At 31.5% G+C, this 19,591-nt stretch carries 22 protein-coding genes; 10 read left to right on the top strand and 12 right to left on the bottom strand.

Going from position 1 to position 19,591, the window contains the following annotated elements; genetic code table 11:
* The first annotated feature begins 40 nt into the window (after positions 1–40).
* The 6 genes from CLCOS_RS09925 (at position 41) to CLCOS_RS09900 (ending at position 5,178) form a co-directional block, all read left to right on the top strand.
* Entirely contained in the window at positions 41–679 is a 639-nt protein-coding gene (locus tag CLCOS_RS09925) for an oxalate oxidoreductase subunit delta (protein WP_063599907.1), read from the top strand.
* Positions 680–709: 30 nt separating this feature from the next.
* On the top strand, positions 710–1,003 hold the full coding sequence (locus tag CLCOS_RS22655; RefSeq protein ID WP_063599908.1) for a 4Fe-4S binding protein: 294 nt from the start codon (positions 710–712) through the stop codon (positions 1,001–1,003).
* A gap of 31 nt (positions 1,004–1,034) precedes the next feature.
* On the top strand, positions 1,035–2,225 hold the full coding sequence (locus CLCOS_RS09915) for an oxalate oxidoreductase subunit alpha (protein WP_063599909.1): 1,191 nt from the start codon (positions 1,035–1,037) through the stop codon (positions 2,223–2,225).
* Positions 2,226–2,244: 19 nt separating this feature from the next.
* Positions 2,245–3,189 (top strand): oxalate oxidoreductase subunit beta, encoded by a 945-nt coding sequence (locus tag CLCOS_RS09910; protein WP_063599910.1) that lies wholly within the window; start codon positions 2,245–2,247, stop codon positions 3,187–3,189.
* A gap of 170 nt (positions 3,190–3,359) precedes the next feature.
* On the top strand, positions 3,360–4,658 hold the full coding sequence (oxlT, locus tag CLCOS_RS09905; protein WP_063599911.1) for an oxalate/formate MFS antiporter: 1,299 nt from the start codon (positions 3,360–3,362) through the stop codon (positions 4,656–4,658).
* A gap of 190 nt (positions 4,659–4,848) precedes the next feature.
* Positions 4,849–5,178: a hypothetical protein gene (locus CLCOS_RS09900; protein ID WP_063599912.1), complete on the top strand. Its 330-nt coding sequence runs from the start codon at positions 4,849–4,851 to the stop codon at positions 5,176–5,178.
* A gap of 74 nt (positions 5,179–5,252) precedes the next feature.
* Here CLCOS_RS09900 and dinB read toward each other — a convergent pair whose 3' ends face one another.
* Both dinB and lexA read right to left on the bottom strand, forming a co-directional pair.
* Positions 5,253–6,467, bottom strand: a complete 1,215-nt coding sequence (gene dinB / locus CLCOS_RS09895; RefSeq protein WP_063599913.1) for a DNA polymerase IV — start codon at positions 6,465–6,467, stop codon at positions 5,253–5,255.
* Between the two features lie 45 nt (positions 6,468–6,512).
* Entirely contained in the window at positions 6,513–7,130 is a 618-nt protein-coding gene (gene lexA / locus CLCOS_RS09890) for a transcriptional repressor LexA (RefSeq protein ID WP_013238753.1), read from the bottom strand.
* Positions 7,131–7,254: 124 nt separating this feature from the next.
* Between lexA and CLCOS_RS09885 the strand changes: the two genes are divergently transcribed.
* A complete protein-coding gene (locus CLCOS_RS09885) occupies positions 7,255–7,674 on the top strand; it encodes a hypothetical protein (RefSeq protein ID WP_063599914.1) in 420 nt (139 codons plus the stop codon).
* A 45-nt stretch (positions 7,675–7,719) separates the two neighbouring features.
* On the opposite strand, the gene CLCOS_RS09880 is transcribed toward CLCOS_RS09885, so the two are convergent.
* The gene (locus CLCOS_RS09880) at positions 7,720–8,706 is read right to left on the bottom strand and encodes a tyrosine recombinase XerC (RefSeq protein ID WP_063599915.1); all 987 of its coding nucleotides are present in this window, start codon (positions 8,704–8,706) and stop codon (positions 7,720–7,722) included.
* An 878-nt stretch (positions 8,707–9,584) separates the two neighbouring features.
* Between CLCOS_RS09880 and CLCOS_RS09875 the strand changes: the two genes are divergently transcribed.
* Genes CLCOS_RS09875 through CLCOS_RS09865 form a run of 3 tightly spaced genes read left to right on the top strand, consistent with a single transcriptional unit; the run spans position 9,585 to position 12,518 of the window.
* Entirely contained in the window at positions 9,585–10,484 is a 900-nt protein-coding gene (locus tag CLCOS_RS09875; protein ID WP_063600026.1) for an acyl-CoA dehydratase activase-related protein, read from the top strand.
* Positions 10,481–11,578: a hypothetical protein gene (locus CLCOS_RS09870; RefSeq protein WP_063599916.1), complete on the top strand. Its 1,098-nt coding sequence runs from the start codon at positions 10,481–10,483 to the stop codon at positions 11,576–11,578. The genes CLCOS_RS09875 and CLCOS_RS09870 overlap by 4 nt, the downstream gene beginning before the upstream one ends.
* Positions 11,559–12,518 (top strand): acyl-CoA dehydratase activase, encoded by a 960-nt coding sequence (locus CLCOS_RS09865; protein WP_013238748.1) that lies wholly within the window; start codon positions 11,559–11,561, stop codon positions 12,516–12,518. The genes CLCOS_RS09870 and CLCOS_RS09865 overlap by 20 nt, the downstream gene beginning before the upstream one ends.
* 203 nt (positions 12,519–12,721) lie before the next feature.
* Here CLCOS_RS09865 and CLCOS_RS09860 read toward each other — a convergent pair whose 3' ends face one another.
* The 9 genes from CLCOS_RS09860 to CLCOS_RS09820 form a co-directional block, all read right to left on the bottom strand.
* Positions 12,722–12,934, bottom strand: a complete 213-nt coding sequence (locus CLCOS_RS09860; protein ID WP_013238747.1) for a DUF3006 domain-containing protein — start codon at positions 12,932–12,934, stop codon at positions 12,722–12,724.
* Between the two features lie 85 nt (positions 12,935–13,019).
* Complete coding sequence (locus tag CLCOS_RS09855; RefSeq protein WP_063599917.1) at positions 13,020–13,808, bottom strand: SDR family NAD(P)-dependent oxidoreductase; 789 nt, start codon at positions 13,806–13,808, stop codon at positions 13,020–13,022.
* Positions 13,809–14,046: 238 nt separating this feature from the next.
* On the bottom strand, positions 14,047–14,253 hold the full coding sequence (locus CLCOS_RS09850) for a DUF1657 domain-containing protein (protein WP_013238745.1): 207 nt from the start codon (positions 14,251–14,253) through the stop codon (positions 14,047–14,049).
* A 20-nt stretch (positions 14,254–14,273) separates the two neighbouring features.
* Positions 14,274–14,627: a stage V sporulation protein AE gene (gene spoVAE, locus CLCOS_RS09845; RefSeq protein ID WP_013238744.1), complete on the bottom strand. Its 354-nt coding sequence runs from the start codon at positions 14,625–14,627 to the stop codon at positions 14,274–14,276.
* Between the two features lie 17 nt (positions 14,628–14,644).
* Entirely contained in the window at positions 14,645–15,643 is a 999-nt protein-coding gene (gene spoVAD / locus CLCOS_RS09840; RefSeq protein WP_063599918.1) for a stage V sporulation protein AD, read from the bottom strand.
* Positions 15,644–16,123 (bottom strand): stage V sporulation protein AC, encoded by a 480-nt coding sequence (gene spoVAC / locus CLCOS_RS09835; protein WP_063599919.1) that lies wholly within the window; start codon positions 16,121–16,123, stop codon positions 15,644–15,646.
* A gap of 11 nt (positions 16,124–16,134) precedes the next feature.
* Positions 16,135–16,995 (bottom strand): DUF421 domain-containing protein, encoded by an 861-nt coding sequence (locus CLCOS_RS09830; RefSeq protein WP_063599920.1) that lies wholly within the window; start codon positions 16,993–16,995, stop codon positions 16,135–16,137.
* A gap of 16 nt (positions 16,996–17,011) precedes the next feature.
* Entirely contained in the window at positions 17,012–17,218 is a 207-nt protein-coding gene (locus CLCOS_RS09825) for a DUF1657 domain-containing protein (RefSeq protein WP_013238741.1), read from the bottom strand.
* A 182-nt stretch (positions 17,219–17,400) separates the two neighbouring features.
* On the bottom strand, positions 17,401–19,431 hold the full coding sequence (locus tag CLCOS_RS09820) for an HD domain-containing phosphohydrolase (RefSeq protein ID WP_063599921.1): 2,031 nt from the start codon (positions 19,429–19,431) through the stop codon (positions 17,401–17,403).
* Positions 19,432–19,591: the final 160 nt, after the last annotated feature.

The raw sequence follows: 19,591 nt of genomic DNA, 5'->3' as shown, positions 1-19,591 counted from the left end.
TACCAAGTATTAAATTATTAAAAGAAGAAGGTGGAGAATAGTGACAAATAAAAATTTGTTTGCCGAACCAGATTTAAAGCAAATCACAGTTTGGGGAAGAGGAGTATATGAAAACAAAGAAGCTCGTGATGTAGTTGTCTCTCTAACTGAAGCTGCTGCACTAGAAGATAAGTGTGTTCAAGCCTGGGAAAATTATGTCGATCTTCCTGACCGTATCTATGTTCCAGTAAGGGCCTATGGTAAAATTAGCCCTAAACCAATCGAATCCAAATATGTCTATGAAAATGAGACTCCAGATATTGTTGCACTTACAGAAGAAACTCTTGTTAAGGGAATTGACATTTTATCTGGAATTAGACCTGGAGCTGTTCTTGTAATTAATACTAAAAGGTCACCTGAGTATTTGTTCAAATTTATTAAGAAAAATACGGAAAACCTTTCTAAGATTATAACAATAGATGCCAATAAATTGTCAAAATCCATTATTACTCTTTCAGGGGCAGAAGGTGCAACAGATGCATCCGGTATTGGTAAAGGTATAGGTGCAGCACTAGCTGCTGCTATTGTTAAAGGTACTGGAATTGTACAAATGGATAATTTATTAAAAATTGTTGTAAATAAAAGTGCTGCTAAAAAAGCATATGAACAAGCTGTTGTCGTAGATGCGAATATTTTATAAAACATCAAAATATTGAGGAGGTGCTGTAAAATGGCTGTACCATATGAAAAGATTCCTTTTGCAGGAACTGTTAAATCACCACAAAAAGAAAATGAAGGAATGATCACCGGAAATTGGCGTACAAGGAGACCAATATTGGATGCTGAAAAGTGCACAGAATGCCAAATTTGTTGGATTAGCTGCCCTGATTCATGTGTCAACCTTATGACTAAAGACAGTCCCATTAATTTTAATTTAAAATATTGCAAAGGTTGTGGATTATGTGCTGAGATGTGTCCGGTTGGAGCAATAAGCTTAGTTCCTGAACTGGATTTTGAAGATTAAGTTTATATTAAACAGGAGGTGAATTAAAACAATGAAAACTAATATAAAAAGAATGTCTGGTTGTGTTGCAACAGCTAACGCAGTTAAGTTAGCTAATGTTGATGTCATATGTTCCTATCCAATTCGTCCATATACTGGAATCATGTCAGAATTGGCACGAATGGTTGCAGATGGAGAATTAGATGCTGAATTTGTTCTTGGTGAAGGTGAACATGGACAGTTAAGTGTTGTCTATGGAGCTTCAGCTGCTGGTGCCCGTGCATTTACAGGTAGTTCAGGAGTAGGTGTAACTTATGCAATGGAAGTTTATTCTCCAATTTCAGGTGAAAGACTGCCACTGCAGATGGCAATTGCAGATCGTACTTTAGATCCACCAGGAGACTTTGGTTCGGAACAGACAGACGCTATGTGCTGTCGTGACCAAGGCTGGATTCAAGGATGGGCATCCACTCCTCAAGAAGCTTTGGATATGACTCTTATGTACTATCGTATAGGTGAAGATCCTAGCGTCCTTTTACCTCAATATGCCTGTCAAGATGGATATTTCGTATCTCACATACTTGGCGAAGTTGATGTACCATCACAGGAGCAGGTTAATTCATTTTTACCACCATATAAAAATCACCATGTTTTAGATACAAGAAATCCTCAGATTCTTGGTGCACAAATGGAACCTGAAATGGGTCCTGGTACACAATATCAGCGTCATTTAGCTGTAGAAGGTACTTATAAAGTAATTGAAGAAGTTCATGATGAATTTGGTAAAATCTTTGGACGTAAATATGATCCATGGCTGGAAGAATATATGACCGACGATGCTGAAATAGTTATTTTCATGCAGGGTGGACATACTGAAACAGCAAAAAATGTTGCAATGCACCTTCGTAATCTTGGAGAAAAGGTTGGGGTAGTAAGACTTCGTACTTTACGTCCATTCCCAACAAAACAAGTAAGAGAATGTTTAAAAAGATTTAAAGTTGTAGGTGTAGTTGACAATTCAGTAAACTTTGGAATTTCATGTGGAGCAGGAGTTTTACTTACTGAAGCTAGAGCTGCTTTATACAATAATGATGAAAAAGTTAAAACAATAGGATTTGTTGCAGGTTTAGGTGGATCAATGATTACCCATGATGAATTTTACAAGATGTTTAACATACTGAAAGAGGTAAATAAAACAGGTAAAATTGAAAAACAAAGCTATTGGGCACCATTTGAACTATAAATGAGGGGAGGAAAGTTAAATGTTAGAACAAATTAAATCTATTAAACAAGCACCAGTGGAAGAATATTATGTTCCAGGTCACCGTACCTGTGCAGGCTGCGGCCCTGCTTTGCAGTATAGATTAGTTGCTAAAGCTGCCGGTAAAAATACAATTTTCATCGGGCCTACTGGTTGTATGTATGTTGCAAATACAAGCTATGGTTGTGGTCCATGGGCTGTTCCATGGATACATGCACAAATAACAAACGGTGGTGGAGTTGCATCTGGTATATCAGCTGCATTTAAAGCTATGATCAGAAAACATAAAACAGATGCGGAATATCCAAATATTATTGTCATGGCTGGAGACGGTGGTACATCTGATATTGGTATTCAATCTTTATCTGCAGCTTTTTATAGGGGACATAATATAGTATTTATCTGTTATGATAATGAATCTTACGCAAATACAGGAATACAAGCTTCTCCTACTACTCCTTATGGTGCATGGACTACATTTACACCAGCAGGGCCTGTAGTTCCAGAAGGTAGAAAACTTATGCCTAAAGATATTACAAAGATTATGGCACATGGACATCCAGAATTAAAATATTTAGCTACTGCCTCAGTAGGATATCCTGTGGATTTAATGAATAAAGTACGTAAAGCTTGTAATGCAGAAGGACCTGCCTTCCTCTACATTCATGCTCCATGTCCAAAAGGATGGAGTTTCCCAGCAGAAAAGACAGTAAAAGTTGCCAAATTAGCAGTAGAAACAGGAATGGTACAGCTTTATGAACTTGTTGATGGTGAATACAAGCTTACCATAAAACCAGCTAAATACAAACCAGTTAGTGAATATATTAAATATCAAGGGAGATTTAGTCATCTACAGCCAGAGCATATCCAAAAGCTTCAACAATTTGCAAATCAACGTTTGAAGGAAGTTGGAGTAGAAAATACTATATCCCAAACAATAGAATAATATTTTTCAAATTGAGGGTATAAATTCGCAAGGTCTTCAACAGCACTCAATTGTTGTGTAACCCCGGGCCAATATAACGGACCTGGGGCTATTTAATTAAGCAAATATATTTAACGTTTATACTATCTTACATTAATAATTAAATATATATATTTAAGGGGGAAAAATGTATGTCTGATTTTAACAAAACTGAGTTTATTGCTAAAAACCAAAATGCATATGGAACAATTTTAGGTAACCGTTGGTTTCAACTTGTTATTGGGTTTATATCTATGGTAATGATTGCAAATCTTCAATATTCTTGGACTTTGTTTGCAATTCCACTAACTAAAAACTTAAAGGTATCTCTAACAATTGTACAGTATGCTTTTACTATATATATTATCATGCAAACTTTTTCCCAGCCAATTGCTGGTTATTTACTTGATAGTATTGGTTCAAAACTAATGTTTGTTTTAGCTGGTGTGTTTGTTGGCTTTGGATGGAGTATGATGGGCCAAACTCACTCTATTGCCGGTCTTTATTTTTTCTATGCTGTGGCAGGAGCTGGGGCAGGAATTGTCTACGGTGGAAGTGTTAGTATTGCAGTTCGTTGGTTTCCTGATAGACGTGGTCTTTGTTCTGGATTAATAGTTGCAGGATATGGAATGGGTTCAATGCCTTTTATTCCAATAATAGCAAAAATGCTAGCAGAAGGTAATGTGGCTGTGCCATTTATGCGTACTGGAATATTTCAAGGTGTTATACTTATAATTGCAGCACTAGTTTTACGCTATCCTACTGGCCAAAAAATACCTAGTAAAAAAGATAAAAAAGAAGCAATTTCAAAGTTAGATCCATCTCAAATCGGATTTAGACCTACAGAAATGTTAAAAACTCCACATTTTTGGCTTACCTGGTCAATGTTTTTTGGTATTAATGTTGGCGGACTTATAATAACAGCAAATACAACACCATTTGGTAAAAACATGGGTATTGCTGCTGCATATATTACGTTAGCTGTAACAATGAATTCTTTTGCAAACGGTACTAGTAGGTTTTTTTGGGGATGGATTTCAGATAGACTTGGGCGTTATAAAACTATGACGATTGGATTTGGATTAAATGCAATTTTTTTGTTTATACTACCAATACTAGGAAGTAAGAGCAATATATTATATGTAGTCTGTCTAATGTGTGTAATGTTTACCTGGGGTGAAGCTTTTTCATTATTCCCATCAGTAAATGCAGATATGTTTGGAACAACTTATTCTGCTGCTAATTATGGATTCCTTAACAGTGCCAAAGGAACCGCATCTCTTTTAGGTGGTGGAGTAGGAGTTTTATTAGCCAGTTCCTTTGGCTGGACTGCTGTATTTTCGTTCGCTGCTGTACTTTCACTTTACGCATCCATAATGTCCATAATTTTACCTAAGATACCAAAACCTACAAGAAAGCAAATTAAAGATACAACTCCTATAGCTCCATAATCTTTGGTATACAGCTACTCAGCATCATATTTTAGCTAATTGAATTTCTCTCTAACAGAGGAAATATTTTGCCGAATACTTCCTCTGTTTCTTGTAGTATATCACAATATGGAAGTTATTACAATAGTATTTGGTATACCAAATACTATTGTAATATATAAATATTATATTAAATAGGAGGGAATTAACAATGTTAAAAAAGTTAAATGACAACAATTTTAAGGGCTTCATAGAGGATAGTTTTTATTCTGCAATAGGTTTTTATTGTCCTTCTACGCAAAACCTGAATAAGATGATTGACGTAATACAACAGTTTTCAGAAACTCATGGCAACATAAGCTGTGGTACAATGGACATTACAGGACAAAGCATACCCGATGAATATGGAATTGGTAAAGATGAAACTCCAATAGTTGTCGTGTTCAAACAGGGAAATCCTTTTAAAGCTATAACAGATCTTTCAATTAAAAACATTTCGGATGCAATTACACCACCAGGTAAAAACATAACTTTACAGTAAAAATATATTTGAACCCAAGTAAAAATAGGGGATACAAGTATATGTAAAAAAACATATTTGTATTCCCTAAAAAACTAATCTTTATTATTTTTCTTCATTAATATTGCACGATTAATTATTGAATAGCCATACTTTTTTCGTATACTATCAATGGCATTTTCTATTTTGTCAACTTTATACGCAGCTCTCATACATCTTTCTTCATGCTTAATTTCTTTCATATTAAAAATCGATATCTGCTGTACACTAGTATCTTCATTAAATCCACTAAGACTTATCCCTAATAACCGTATTGGCAATTGTGGATTCCAGTTCTTCTCAAGAAGCTTAATTCCAGTAGAATAGATTTCCTTAACCAAATACGTTGCAGGTACTGTTGTTTGCCGGGTAATAGTTTGAAAATTAGAATATTTAATGCTAATCTGTATTATATGACCTCTTTTTCCGTATTTACGTGCCGTCATTCCAACTTCATCGGAAAGTTTCATCAAAATAATTTTTGCACGTTCCATGTCTGAAATATCTTCGCCTAATGTAGTAGACTTACTAATTGATTTTATATCCTTTTTTAAATGTTGTTTTATAGGAGAGATGTCTATACCATTTGCAAGCTGATGAATCTCAGCACCTATTTTGCCAAGCTTTTTTATAAGATGTTGTCTACTGAAAAGTGCAAGATCGCCAATAGTTTTAATTCCCATTCTTTGAAGCTTTTGTGCAGTTTGCCTACCAACTCCATACATAGATTCAATAGGGAGTGGCCATAGCTTTACTTTAATATCCTGCCTCCAAAGTTCTGTAATACCTGAAGGTTTTTTCATATCAGAAGCCATTTTTGATAAGAACTTATTTTGAGATATACCTATAGAACATCTTAAATTTAACTCACTGTTAATGTGATTCATAATTCTTTTAGCTGATTCAAACGGTTTTCCAAAGATTCCTTCACAACCCGTCATATCAAGCCAGGCTTCATCAATACTATTCTGCTCAATAGAAGGAGTATACTGTGAAAGTATACTCATAACTTCTCTGGATTTTTGCTTATAAAATTGATGATCAGGGGGAATAACAACCATATCTGGGCAGAGCTTTAGAGCTTGATGTAAAAGCATAGTTGTTTTAACTCCAAATCTTCGTGCTTCATAATTTGCAGTTAGAATAATACCTGACCGATTTTTAGGATCTCCAGCTACTGCAGCAGGCTTATTTATAATTTCAGGATGACGTGTTGCCTCACAACTTATGAAAAAAGCATTCATATCTACAAGAAAAATAACTTTCTGCATATTTACACCTGTACTTTACCTCTTTGTATATTTACGTAAAAATATCTAGTACCTTCTATATATTCCTACCAGCTTACCAATTATTTTACAATCATCTACTATAATGGGAGACATACTTTCGTTTTCAGGCTGCAATCTTATATGATCCTTCTCTTTAAAAAACCTCTTCAAAGTAGCTTCGTTGTCAATTAAAGCTGCTACTATATCTCCATTTTCAGCAAAATTAGTCTGTTCTATTATAGACATATCTCCATCCAATATACCCGCATCTATCATACTTTCTCCTTGTACTTTGAGTATAAATAACTGATTTTTATTTTTTACATATTCTATTGGAAGGGGAAATACATCTTCTATATTTTCTACTGCTAAAATAGGCATTCCTGCTGTTATAGTTCCTACAATAGGTATATCTATTAGTTCTTTTTTAGTAGTTTTAGGAACAGATCTATTAATAATTTCTATGGTTCTAGATTTTGAAGAATCCCTTTTTATAAAGCCCTTTTTTTCTAATTTTTCTAGATGACTATGAACAGTAGAAGTAGATTTTAAACCTACACCTGCACATATCTCTCTAACAGAAGGGGGATATCCTTTCTCCCTAATTTGAGTCTTGATAAATTCATATATTTGAAACTGTCTATCTCGATTGTGTTCTGTCATTGAAAACACCCCTCTAATTTACTTATGTGAATTATATCATATAAGTTGACAAATATCAAACTTATGTTCTATACTGATTATTATTAATATACATATTTATATAAAATTTAAAGGAGTACTATGTATGAATAGAGAATACTGCATATTTGATGAAAAAAAGTCCTGCAATAATTGCGGTGAATGTGAAGTCTGCGATTTAGATTCAAACAAGAAATGTGACAACTGTGGCAAATGTCTTGAAATGGAAGGGTATGATATGAAGGCCATAAAAATTGACCAAATTATAGATGATAAAGAGGAAGTAAAAGAGTATCAGGAGGAAGATTTAGAAAATATCACAAAAAATAATGATGACTCTCATTCTCAATTAAATGATGATCAAAATTCACAATCAGATCTAAAAGATGACGAAATCAATGTTCAATTCATTGATGATATAGATGGATTAAAAGAAATTTTAGAAGATAGAGAAAAATATAAAGATATAACTCATGAAGATTATCCTGGCCTTATAAGAATTAAAAAGAAAAAAGAAACCAAGTAAAAAGTACGTCTGTTCTTTGAAAGAGTAGGGAACAGACGTACTTCTTTATTCTTCTTCATTGCTTAAAGGATTTGAATTTACTGCTTCCCTCAATTGTTCATCATCTACATGAGTATAAATTTGAGTAGTAGATACATTTTCGTGACCTAATATTTTTTGAAGGCTTCTAATATCTACATTTCCGTATTTATACATAAGAGTTGCAGCCGTGTGTCTTAATTTATGCGGCGTATATTTGTTGCTGTCAAGTCCTGCATTTTTTAAATATTTCTTAAGCATCATTTCCACAGATCTTTTATTTATCCTGGTATGATTTTTACTTAGAAAAAGGGCATCCTTATCTTTTATTTTGTCATAATCCTTATTTCTAATTTCAAGATAATTATTTAAAGCCATCAAGCAGGCTCTGTTTAAATATATAGTTCTTTCCTTATTTCCTTTTCCAACTACAGTTAACGTGTCTTCCTTAATCTTTGATATATTTATGCTGCAGAGCTCTGAAAGTCTCATTCCACAGTTTAAGAAAAAGGTTATGATACAATAATCTCTTTCTTTAAATTTACCATCTATAGAATTTAAAAGAATTTTGCTTTCCTTCAAACTTAAATAAATAGGGTTCCTCTTATCTATTTTAGGAGATTCCAGCTCTAAAGCTGGATTTGTATCTATCAATTTAGCTTTGCTAAAAAGGTACTTAAAAAATGATTTTAAGCAAGCTACTTTTCTAGCTCTGGCATAATTGCCATTATTTCTATAGTTTTCAGCAAAGGATATAAACGCATATAAATCGCTTAAAGTTATTTTGCGTATAAAATCTGTATTTATATCACTTATATCTATATTTTCAAATTCATAGTTTTCCTTAACAATTCCTCTATATATTTTTAAGAATCTAAAAAACATGGTTAAATCAACTTGATATCCATCCTGTGTATTTTTTGACTTACCTCGAATAGTTCCAAGGTAATTTAAAAAGTCATTCAGGCATTGTGGAAGTTCAGGATTATAAATATTACTTAAATTATACTGCATATGGCCATTCCCCTCTCTAAAATTAGGCATAACTTCGCTAAATGGTTATTTAGCGAAGTTAATATTCTATAAAACTAAGCTAAAATCCTTCTTATATGCCCTTATATTATATGAATAATTTGTTAATTATTTTTTGTATTGCTATTTTATGCTGATTAATGTCACAGATTTTCTTTAAATTACGTGCTATTTTATGATGCATGCTTTCTATGTATTAATTTGTAAAAATATATCCTATGCATTAAATTTTTATTTCAATTGATAATATTCTCAATTTGTATTTCAAATTTTGAAAAAGAATATTTCAAATTAAAGTAATTCATTTTCAATTTAAAAATATATGTATCTCATTGTATGAAAAATTCAATTTTTATCAAATTAAAATATTTCCACAATATGGGCATAACTTTGTGGATTCATTTTTCTACTTTATTCTTTCTTATTTCTTGTCATTAATCTTTCTGAGTAATATTTGCAGAATTATGATTTATTTTTAGATATCATATACCCTCTTATTTATAAAATTAGAAAATAGAAATACTCCTAACTTGTATTTTATAGTCGAAAACTTTTTTAAAAACATTTTTTTCAGTACAATTCATATATTAATCAAGTGATTCTTAGACTCAGCTGGAAGATGAGAGTGTTGAGGATGGTAGCCATCAGATAGCTCACAAAATAGTCTTTTTATAAGTTCATCTTTTACTTTACATAATATTTATTCTGCAAAGTAAAAAATAATATTTCATGAAGATTGAATAAATTCAAGAAATTATGGCAAAATATACAAATGTAAATATTTAATCATAAAAGATTGGAGGAATTGCTGCTTAGAAATTTCTATGTACTTCTCCCCTATTAAAAGCAGCAACTTATATATGAAACTAGGTATTCCTAAAGGATTATTGTATTGTAAATATCACATTTTTATAGAAACATTCTTTAAAGAACTTGGAGCTGAGATAGTAACATCCCAAGATACAGATAAATATATACTTAATCTTGGAACAAAATACTGTGTAGATGAAGCATGTCTCCCAATAAAAGTATTTCATGGTCACGCAGCTTCAATAAAGGATAAATGTGACATCATGCTTATTCCTAGAATAATGCAACTACAAAAAAGAGAATTTATATGTCCAAAATTTTGCGGCCTTCCAGAAATGATAACAAATGATATTCCCAATATGCCTCCATTATTAACCTACCCTATATATGCTTTTTCTAAAACTAAATGTAGAAACTGGTTATTAAAAGCCGGTTTGATATTTACTAAAAATATTTTTAGAATAAATAATGCCTATAAAAAAGCATTAAGTACCCAAGAAAATTATAAGTTATCCATAGATACCAATGGTTTTCCTATAAAAACCGCATTAGTAAGTCATCCTTACAACTTATATGACACCTTTACCAATATGAATATAGTAAAAAAATTAAACAAACTCGGTATCGGCATAGTTACAGAAGAAAGTATAAATAAAAGCATAATAAACAGTGAAGTAGAGCATCTGTTTAAAAAACCATTTTGGCATTTTGCTAGAAATTCTTATGGTTTTTCCACTTATGCAGCAGAAAATAAAAAAGTAGATGGTATAATATACATTTCTTCTTTTGCCTGCGGAATAGATTCCGTAGTAATTGAACTTATTAAAAATAGGTTAAAAGATTTTCCTATGCTTATATTAAAAATAGATGAACAAACTGGAGAAGCAGGTTTTAATACTAGATTAGAAGCCTTTTCAGATATGCTTAAAAGGAGGTGTGCAAATTTATGAAAGTAACCTTCCCCCACCTTGGCAATACCTGTTTTGCAGCAAAGGCTGTATTTGATGGACTTGGAGTTGATTATATAATTCCTCCATTGAGCAACAGGGAAGCTCTAGAAATTGGATCATTTTATTCTCCAGAAGAAATGTGCCTTCCTTTTAAAATAATGATAGGAAATTATATACAAAGTATAAAACAAGGTGCAGATACAATATTAATAGTTGGAAGCTGCGGCCCCTGCAGATTTGGAGAATATTGCGAACTTCAAATGAATTTATTGAAAAAATTAGGCTATAACTTAAATTTTATAGTTTTAGATTATCCAAAAGATATAGGATTGAAAGAACTTATGAGAAGACTGCTTTCTATTGGATCAGTTAGCAAGAAAAATGCCATAGAAAAGTTAAAAGTAGTACATCAAGGACTTAAGATAATAAATCTAATGGACAATATAGATAAAAAGGCAAAATTATTATCAGGTTATGAAATAAAAAAAGGACAGTGCAAAGATATATTAAAAGATTGTAAATTAAAAGCTTTTAAAACTACTTCACCAGAAGAAATGATATTTACTATAAAAAAATATATGGATCAGTTAAACAAAGTACCAATTTCTAAAAATAAAAACCCTTTAAAAATTGCTATAATCGGTGAAATATATACTATAATAGAACCTTTTTCAAATCTTTTTATAGAAGAAAAACTTATGAATTATGGAGTATCTACAGCTAGATATCTTTCTCCAAGTTGGTGGATTAAAGATATGGCTTTATCTCCATTAAAGTTGAATTCACTCAATTTAAGAAAAAATTCTAAAAAATATTTACCTTATTATATAGGAGGTCATGCGAGGGAATGTATAGGAGAAGCTGTTTTAGCAGATAAAAGAGGGTTTGATGGTGCTATACAGATTTTTCCTATGGGATGTATGCCTGAAATTGTATCAAAATCCATACTTCCAACTATATCAAAGGATAGAGATTTCCCTATACTTACATTAATAGTAGATGAAATGACTGGTGAAGCTGGATATATAACAAGAATAGAAGCATTTTTAGATTTACTTGAAAGGAGAAAAAAAAATGTATTATATGGGAGTTGACGTAGGCTCAGTTAGCACAGATATTGTAATAGTTGATGAAAATATGAACTTACTTGAATCACTTTATTTGAGGACAAAAGGAAGACCTATAAGTGCAATTCAAGAAGGATTTAAATTATTGAAAAATAAATATAAAGACACAGACATAAGTGCAGTTGGAACCACTGGAAGCGGAAGACAAATTGCTGCTTCTATTATAGGCGCTGATATAATTAAAAACGAAATAACTTCTCATGCCGTTGCTGCCTTAAACCTAGATAAAGATGTTAAAACCATAATAGAAATAGGTGGGCAGGATTCTAAAATAATACTTTTGCAAAATGGGATTGTGCTAGATTTTGCAATGAATACAGTATGTGCAGCAGGAACAGGTTCCTTTTTAGACCGTCAAGCTGAAAGGTTAGATATCCCTATTGAACAATTTGGAGAATATGCTTTAAAGTCTACTTCTCCTGTAAGAATAGCAGGGAGATGTGCTGTATTTGCTGAATCAGATATGATACACAAGCAGCAATTAGGTTATAGTAACTCTGATATAATAAAAGGTCTTTGTAATGCTCTTGTCAGAAATTATTTAACCAATGTGGCCAAAGGCAAAGATATAAAATCCAAAATATTTTTTCAAGGAGGAGTTGCTGCAAATATAGGAATGAAGACTGCTTTTGAAGAAATACTGAATAAGGAAGTAGTAATCCCTCAAAATTTCAAAGTAATGGGTGCCATTGGTGCAGCCATTTTAGCAAAGGAAGCTTTGCAGAAAAGTAATAAGATCACTAACTTTAATGGATTTAATTTAGCAAATGCTAGTTTTACATCTAAAAGCTTTGAGTGTGGAGGATGCCCTAATAGATGTGAAGTTGTAAAAATATCAGGCACTAAAAAAACTATGGGCTTCTTTGGTGGAAGATGTGAAAAGTGGAACAAAACTATTTCTGCATAAATGCAGAAATAGTTTTATTCCATAAAATAAGGCATTTGAAAGAAAATAACAAGTCAAAGATGCGACGAATATTTTTTATCAGACAAGGAGGCAGGTTCCGCAGATAGTGAATCCTATCTAAGGGTTCTACCGACGCAGTATGATAAAAAATAGGCTAGCATACTGACTTGTTATTTCTTTGAAAATGCCTAAGTATAGAAAAATTAATTCCACATATCTTTAGTTATATATTCCATATGTTTTTTCCTATTTTGGGTTTCTTCTAAATCTATAGTTATTTCATCTCCATGTACATCAAGTACATATCCCTCTTTTGCTTCAATGGGTAAATTTATTCGTTTTATATCCATCATAGTTTTATCTTCCTTTTCACAAACGGCATAAGGTCCCTCAAACCTATCTATTATAACTTTCATAAAAATAATCCCCCATTTCATAGTATTATGTATTCCCATTATATTACTATTATACTACCTATTTTTTAACTTTAAAGTATTTATTTTAAAAATTTTTAGTTACATTTTCCTGTATTCTTCTAACAACAACCGCAGAAATCTTACCTGGCAATAGCTTACAAAATAAAACAGCTATTTTATTAAAAAATCCTGGTATTATAACAGATTTATTTTTCATAAATCCTTTATAAGCTATCTTAGCAGTTTTTTCAGCACTCATAGCAGTTTTTATATCTTTTTTACCTGCATTTTTAGAAAATCCAGTTTTAGTAGCTCCTGGGCACAGAGTACATACTTTTATACCATATGGTTTTAGCTCATTTTCAAGGGCTTGAGAAAAGGATAGCACATATGCTTTAGACGCATAGTATACTGCAATATAAGGTCCTGGTTCATAAGAACCCGTAGATGCCACATTTAATATACTCCCTTTTTTTAACTTTATCATTTCTTTTGAAAATAACTTCGTTAAATAAGTAATAGCTTCAATGTTTAAACCTATCATTTTTTCATCTTTGTCTATATCAATTTCATGAAAAAGTCCACAGTAACCTGCACCTGCATTATTAACAAGAGTAGTTACCCTTATGCCTAGTTGCTGCACTTTTAAAAATAGATCTTTTACAGATTCTCTTTTTGAAAGATCTTCTTTTATTATATGTACATTAATATTATATTTTTTTATTAAATTTTTTGCTATTTCTTCTAATTTGTTTTCACTTCTAGCTACAAGTATTAAATTATATCCATCCTTAGAAAATAATTTTGCAAGTTCAAGTCCTATTCCACTTGAAGCTCCTGTAATTAAAACAGTCTTTTCATTATTTAAAGTCATAATAAATCTCCATTTTGATTATTGATGCTTTATACTTTTTATTTTAATTAGTTTTCTCTTTATTTACAACTGTTGTTTATTATTATTTTTTGTTTACTTTATTTTCTATTTACATAATATTTATTATTTTAACATAATACATTTCAGTATATCATTGTTTAAATAAAGGTCATAATTATCATATTAATTGACAATTATGGCCTTTAAATTTTTTATTAATTGCACTATATTTTTATTATTAACATTGTTTGTATTGTGGTTCCTCTTGCTGTATAAAGTTTTGCCTTCCTTGAAGTATTTGAAGAGCTTCATCCAAGTTTGTTGCTATTTGGTGAAAATCTTTTTTAGCACTTTTGTCCTGTGTCTCAAGTTCAAATGTTTTCATAGTTGCAGCTGCACTTTGAATTCCTGCTATTGCTTGCTGCATTTGAGTTCCAACTGTCATTTATTATCACCTCCTTTAAATTATCCTTTAGGTTTAAATATTAAGGCCCCTATAAATCCAAAAATAACAGCAGCAGAAATACCAGCACTGGTAATCTCAAAAATTCCTGTTAGCACACCTATTATTCCATATTCATCTGCTTCCATCATAGCTCCTTTAACTAATGAATTTCCAAAACTACTTATTGGTATAGAAGCACCAGCGCCAGCAAACTTTACTAAAGGATCATATAATCCCAATCCTCCAAGAACAGCTCCTACTACTACAAGAGTAGTTGTTGTATGTGCCGGTGTTAGTTTAAATACGTCCATCATTATCTGACCTATTACACATATTCCTCCGCCTACTAAAAATGCCCAAACAAATTTTTCCATATGAATGCACCTCTCTTCTATGCTTCTATAGATACTGCATGAGCCACAGATGGTATACTCTCTTTTTGTTGATATGACATAGGTGACATAAGTGCTCCTGTTGCCACTACCAATATTTTATTTAACTTTTTTTTCTTCATTTCCTTAAAGAAATGTCCATAAGTTACCGTAGCAGAACATGCGCATCCGCTGCCACCTGAAAATACAGGTTGATCTTTGTTATATATCAGCTTTCCGCAGTCTTTAAATACTCCTTCCTGAAACTTAAATCCATCCTTTTTTAAAATTTCTTCTGCTATGTCATGACCTATTTTCCCCAAATCTCCCGTAGCTATTATGTCATAATAAGAAGGATCTCTATTTAAATCTCTAAAATGAGCTTCTATTGTATCTACTGCGGCTGGTGCCATAGCAGCACCCATATTAAATGGATCAGAAATTCCCATATCTACTACTTTACCTATAGTAGCTGATGTAACTTTAGGTCCAGTACCTTTTCCAACTACTGCAGCTCCTGCTCCTGTTACCGTCCATTGAGCTGTAGGCGGCTTCTGCCCCCCATACTCTGTAGGGTATCTAAACTGTTTTTCTGCAGCAGCATTATGGCTGGATGTTCCACAAAGAACATATTCTGCTGCACCATTATCTACAAGCAAAGACGATATAGCTAACCCTTCCATAGAAGTTGAGCAGGCTCCAAATATACCTAAATACGGTATGCTTAAAGTTCTAGCAGCAAAACTACTGATAACTATCTGATTTATAAGATCTCCACTTACGAAAAAATTTATACTTTCCTTTTTCACTTTTGCATTTTTTATAGCAATCTGACAGGCTTCCTCCAATAACTTTTTTTCAGATTTCTCGAAACTATCCTGTCCAACCCATATATCTTCATGAAGCAAATCAAAATCTTTAGCCAAAGCACCTTTTGCTTCAAACGGTCCTCCTACTGCCCCACATCCAAGTATAGTCGGTTTAGATTCAAATACCCATGATTGATGACCTTGAATCATTTACATCCCACCTAACCATTTAATAATTACTTTTATAGTAGCAACTACAAAAGCAGAAAAAACTCCAAAAGTTATTACAGGACCTGCAATTTTAAACATATTTCCTCCTACACCAAGAACGAATCCTTCGCTTCTATGTTCTATAGCAGCGGATGCAATGGAATTTGCAAAACCAGTAACAGGAATAGATGTTCCTGCACCAGCCCATTGTGCAATGTGATCAAACACTCCAAACCCTGTAAGTAATACAGCAATTATTATTATGACTGCAGATGTCGGATTACCAGCATTGGCCTCTGTAAACTTAAAATACTTTATAAATATAATTTGAAGTACCTGACCAAAAGCACAAATACTCCCGCCAACCAAAAATGCCTTCATACTATTTTTAAGAACATTTCTTTTTGTCTCTTTTGTTTTAGCCAAATTTTGATACTCTTGTTGTACAGGAGTCAACTTTTTATTTTTTTTATTGGACATTTCATCACCTTCTATTTCAATAAATAGGGTTTTAACCTTATTAATATATTCTTTAAAATATCAGAATCCTTTTTATACATATCTTTTACCTTTTTATCCTCAGTTTCAAGTGCAAATGACATCAAATTTGCCTGAGCCTTTTCCAGATTGGCATAGAGAATTTTTCTAACATTTGATTGGGGAGTTTGAATTAAATCATCAAATAAATCTATGTAGAGTTCTCCTTTTGAATTAACCTGACCTATAAATACATTATCCAAAGATACACCTTTAGATTCTAACTGTACATCAAGCCATCCTTGATTTAGTCCTAAATTACTCAAGGATTCATTTATTATATTTCCGTCCAATATTACAGTCTGGGGTGCTCCTTCTTGACACACTTCTATTTGAAGATCATTTGGAGTAAGTGGCCTTTTATCTGATTTCATAAGTATATTTATATCTCCTGTAGATTCCATCATGGCAAATTCCACATCTGCTAAATTAAATATATTTTTTGAGCGAAGTTCCCTTAATAAGTCCTCACCGCTGCATCCAATTTTACTTAAATTTTCTTCCATTACTTTTCCTTCTTTTACAACTACAATTCCTTTACCCTTTAGCAAATTAGATATAAATTTGCTTTTCATAGAAGCATATTCTAAAATTAGCGGAAGAAGCATCCATACAGCTATGGCCAGAATACTAATTACCCAGTTGTATATAACATTTATACACGTTAATGCTATTAAAACCGCTATTACACTATAATTTATAAAATTAAAAGGGGTTATCCTTCTGGGATACTTTTTTCCCATTATTGTTATAAAAAACAAGGTAGCAAAAAATAGTACCGTAGATTTTAACAAAATTATAATCCAAATTTTCATATATTATTCCCCCAAATCAATTCTGTTTATATTGAGGCTCTTCATATTCTAAATATTTTAATCTATCATTTAGATTCTTTGTAATACCATCTACAGCATCCAGTGCCTCTTTGTACACATTCTTTACTTTTTTATCCTGTTCTTGAAGAGAATATACTCTCAAAGTACTTTCAGCACCTTTAAGAACAGCTAATGTCTGTTTTACTTGAGATCCTACAGTCAATTTATTAAACCCTCCCTCACATTTCTTATAAAATTGCTAACCAACTTTCGTATTATAGTTTTACCCTGTTTAAATAGAATTATTACATATAATTTATGTACACTTGTATTTAAATTTTTTAAATATAAAAAGGCCCAAAAAACAATAATATTTTAAAGGCCTTTTTTATTTACTACATATAACTATTTCTTTAAAAGTTTTATAAATTCTCTAACCATATGAGGATCAAATTGGGTTTCAGAGCATCTTTCTAACTCTTTAATGGCATAATTCATGTCATTAGCATTTTTGTATATTCTTTTATGAGTCATTACGTCAAAAGAATCTATTATATTTATTATTCTTGACAAAATAGGTATTTCTCCTTCTTTAAGTCCTTGAGGATAGCCTGTCCCATCAAATTTTTCATGATGACAAAGTATTTCATTTGCTACATGACTTAATCCTGGTGTTGCTTTAGCTATTCTATAACCTATTTCGGTATGTTTTTTCATTATATCCCACTCTTCATCAGTTAACTTACCCGGCTTCATCAATACATTATCAGGTATTCCTATTTTCCCAATATCATGAAGTAAACTCAATAACTCCAATTCTTCCAGTTGCTCTTGAGATAAATTAAGTTTCCTACCCAACTTAACACTAAGCTCTTTAACTCTCTGAGTATGCTCTTCCGTTTCACTATGTTTTTCATATAAAATTTTTTCAAGAGATGCAATAATTGCGTTTCTTGAACTTTTTATCTTAACCAGTTTACTTCTGTACATTCTTTCTTCTGCTAAATTCATAACTTCCTCTAATTTAAGATGATGGCTTTTTTCTGCAATGCCCCAAGCTATGCTAATTTCAAAATTAAAATTCATTACCTTTTCACATTCGCCTTTAATATTTTGCATTAGACTTGATGAATAAGAATACTCTTTGTCTATAATAAGTACTATAAATTCATCTCCACTCCACCTTGCTGCAATATCATCTTTTGAACATACTTTTTTTAATACATTAGCTATAGTGCATATCAATCTGTCACCTTCTCTGTGCCCAAATTTATCATTTATAAGTTTCATACCATTTATATCACCTATTATCATGCAATAATTAGCCACTGATTTTAAGTTTAGTTCGTCAAATTTTTGTTCTACATATGTTCTATTTCTCAATCCCGTAAGTTTATCAAAATAACTTAATATTAAAATATCTTTGTAAGCAGATTCTAATTGAGACAGCATTCCATTGGTAGAATTAGCAACATTTGCTATTTCATCATTTCCAGAAATATTTAAACGAACACTCATATCTTTATTTTGGGATACCTTATTTATAAATTCATTAATACTTTTAAAACGATTTAATATACATTTATTAAAAATGACTAACAAAATACATGATACTATAAACGCCAACAATAAAAAAATTAAAATAAGAATTATAAAATAAAACTTACCCAACTTATATTCATACCTCATTATAGTAATGGACATGGTTATAGACATATTTCCATTTATATCTCGTATTGTTCTATATCCTGTAATATAATCATTATCCTTTTTTACAACAGTACCTTCCATATTCCTAGAAGATATATCTCTTACAAATTTAGCTTTAGATTTTGTTACAGAGCTCATATAACTAAGGAATGAATCGTCTATAAATTTTCCTAATATCAAATTTCCGTCACTTTGCATATTTTTATTAGTTGTTGTTATAGGTGAAATAGTAACAATGAATTCTTTTCCCGAAATATCTATAATGCCAGAACGTATTTCATCATTATTTTTAAATGTGGTTATTTTCTTAAAATTATCTGATCTTTTAAATAATTTGTCTTCTAGTTCTGATTTTGTACTATTTTTTAGTCCATTTGAAATTCTATAGACCACACTACCTTTTGTATCCACAAAAGCCATAAAATTTAAATTCAGCTCTTTTAATGTATTACCTCCAAAATTATTTTTTATATAATATGAGGTATTTTCACCTAACATAAAGTTATAAGTCTCATCCCAGTGAGACCAATCAATAGACGTTGCCTCCATATTCTTCTTTTCCCTACTAATCAATGAATTTACAATTTGAAAACTATCGTCTACACCTTTAGTTTCAATTCTGTCAATATATTTAAAAATGGCAAAATTAAATATAATGAATGCCAAAATCATGAAAAGCAAAAAGCTTGTAAAAATCATCAAGGTTGTTTTAAACCTAACATTCATAAGTTCTCCTCTTTTATTATATTTTTTACATTCACTACCTTGTTATTTAGATATCTTTAACTAGGAAATTTTTAAAAATTAAACTGAAATTATTTATAATAATATCTCTAACCATATACTATAAAAGTATTTTAACAGAAAAGTAATCCATAGACTAGTT

Source organism: Clostridium coskatii (genome assembly GCF_001675205.1).
GTDB lineage: Bacteria > Bacillota > Clostridia > Clostridiales > Clostridiaceae > Clostridium_B > Clostridium_B ljungdahlii.
This window is presented reverse-complemented; position numbering and strand designations above follow the sequence as displayed.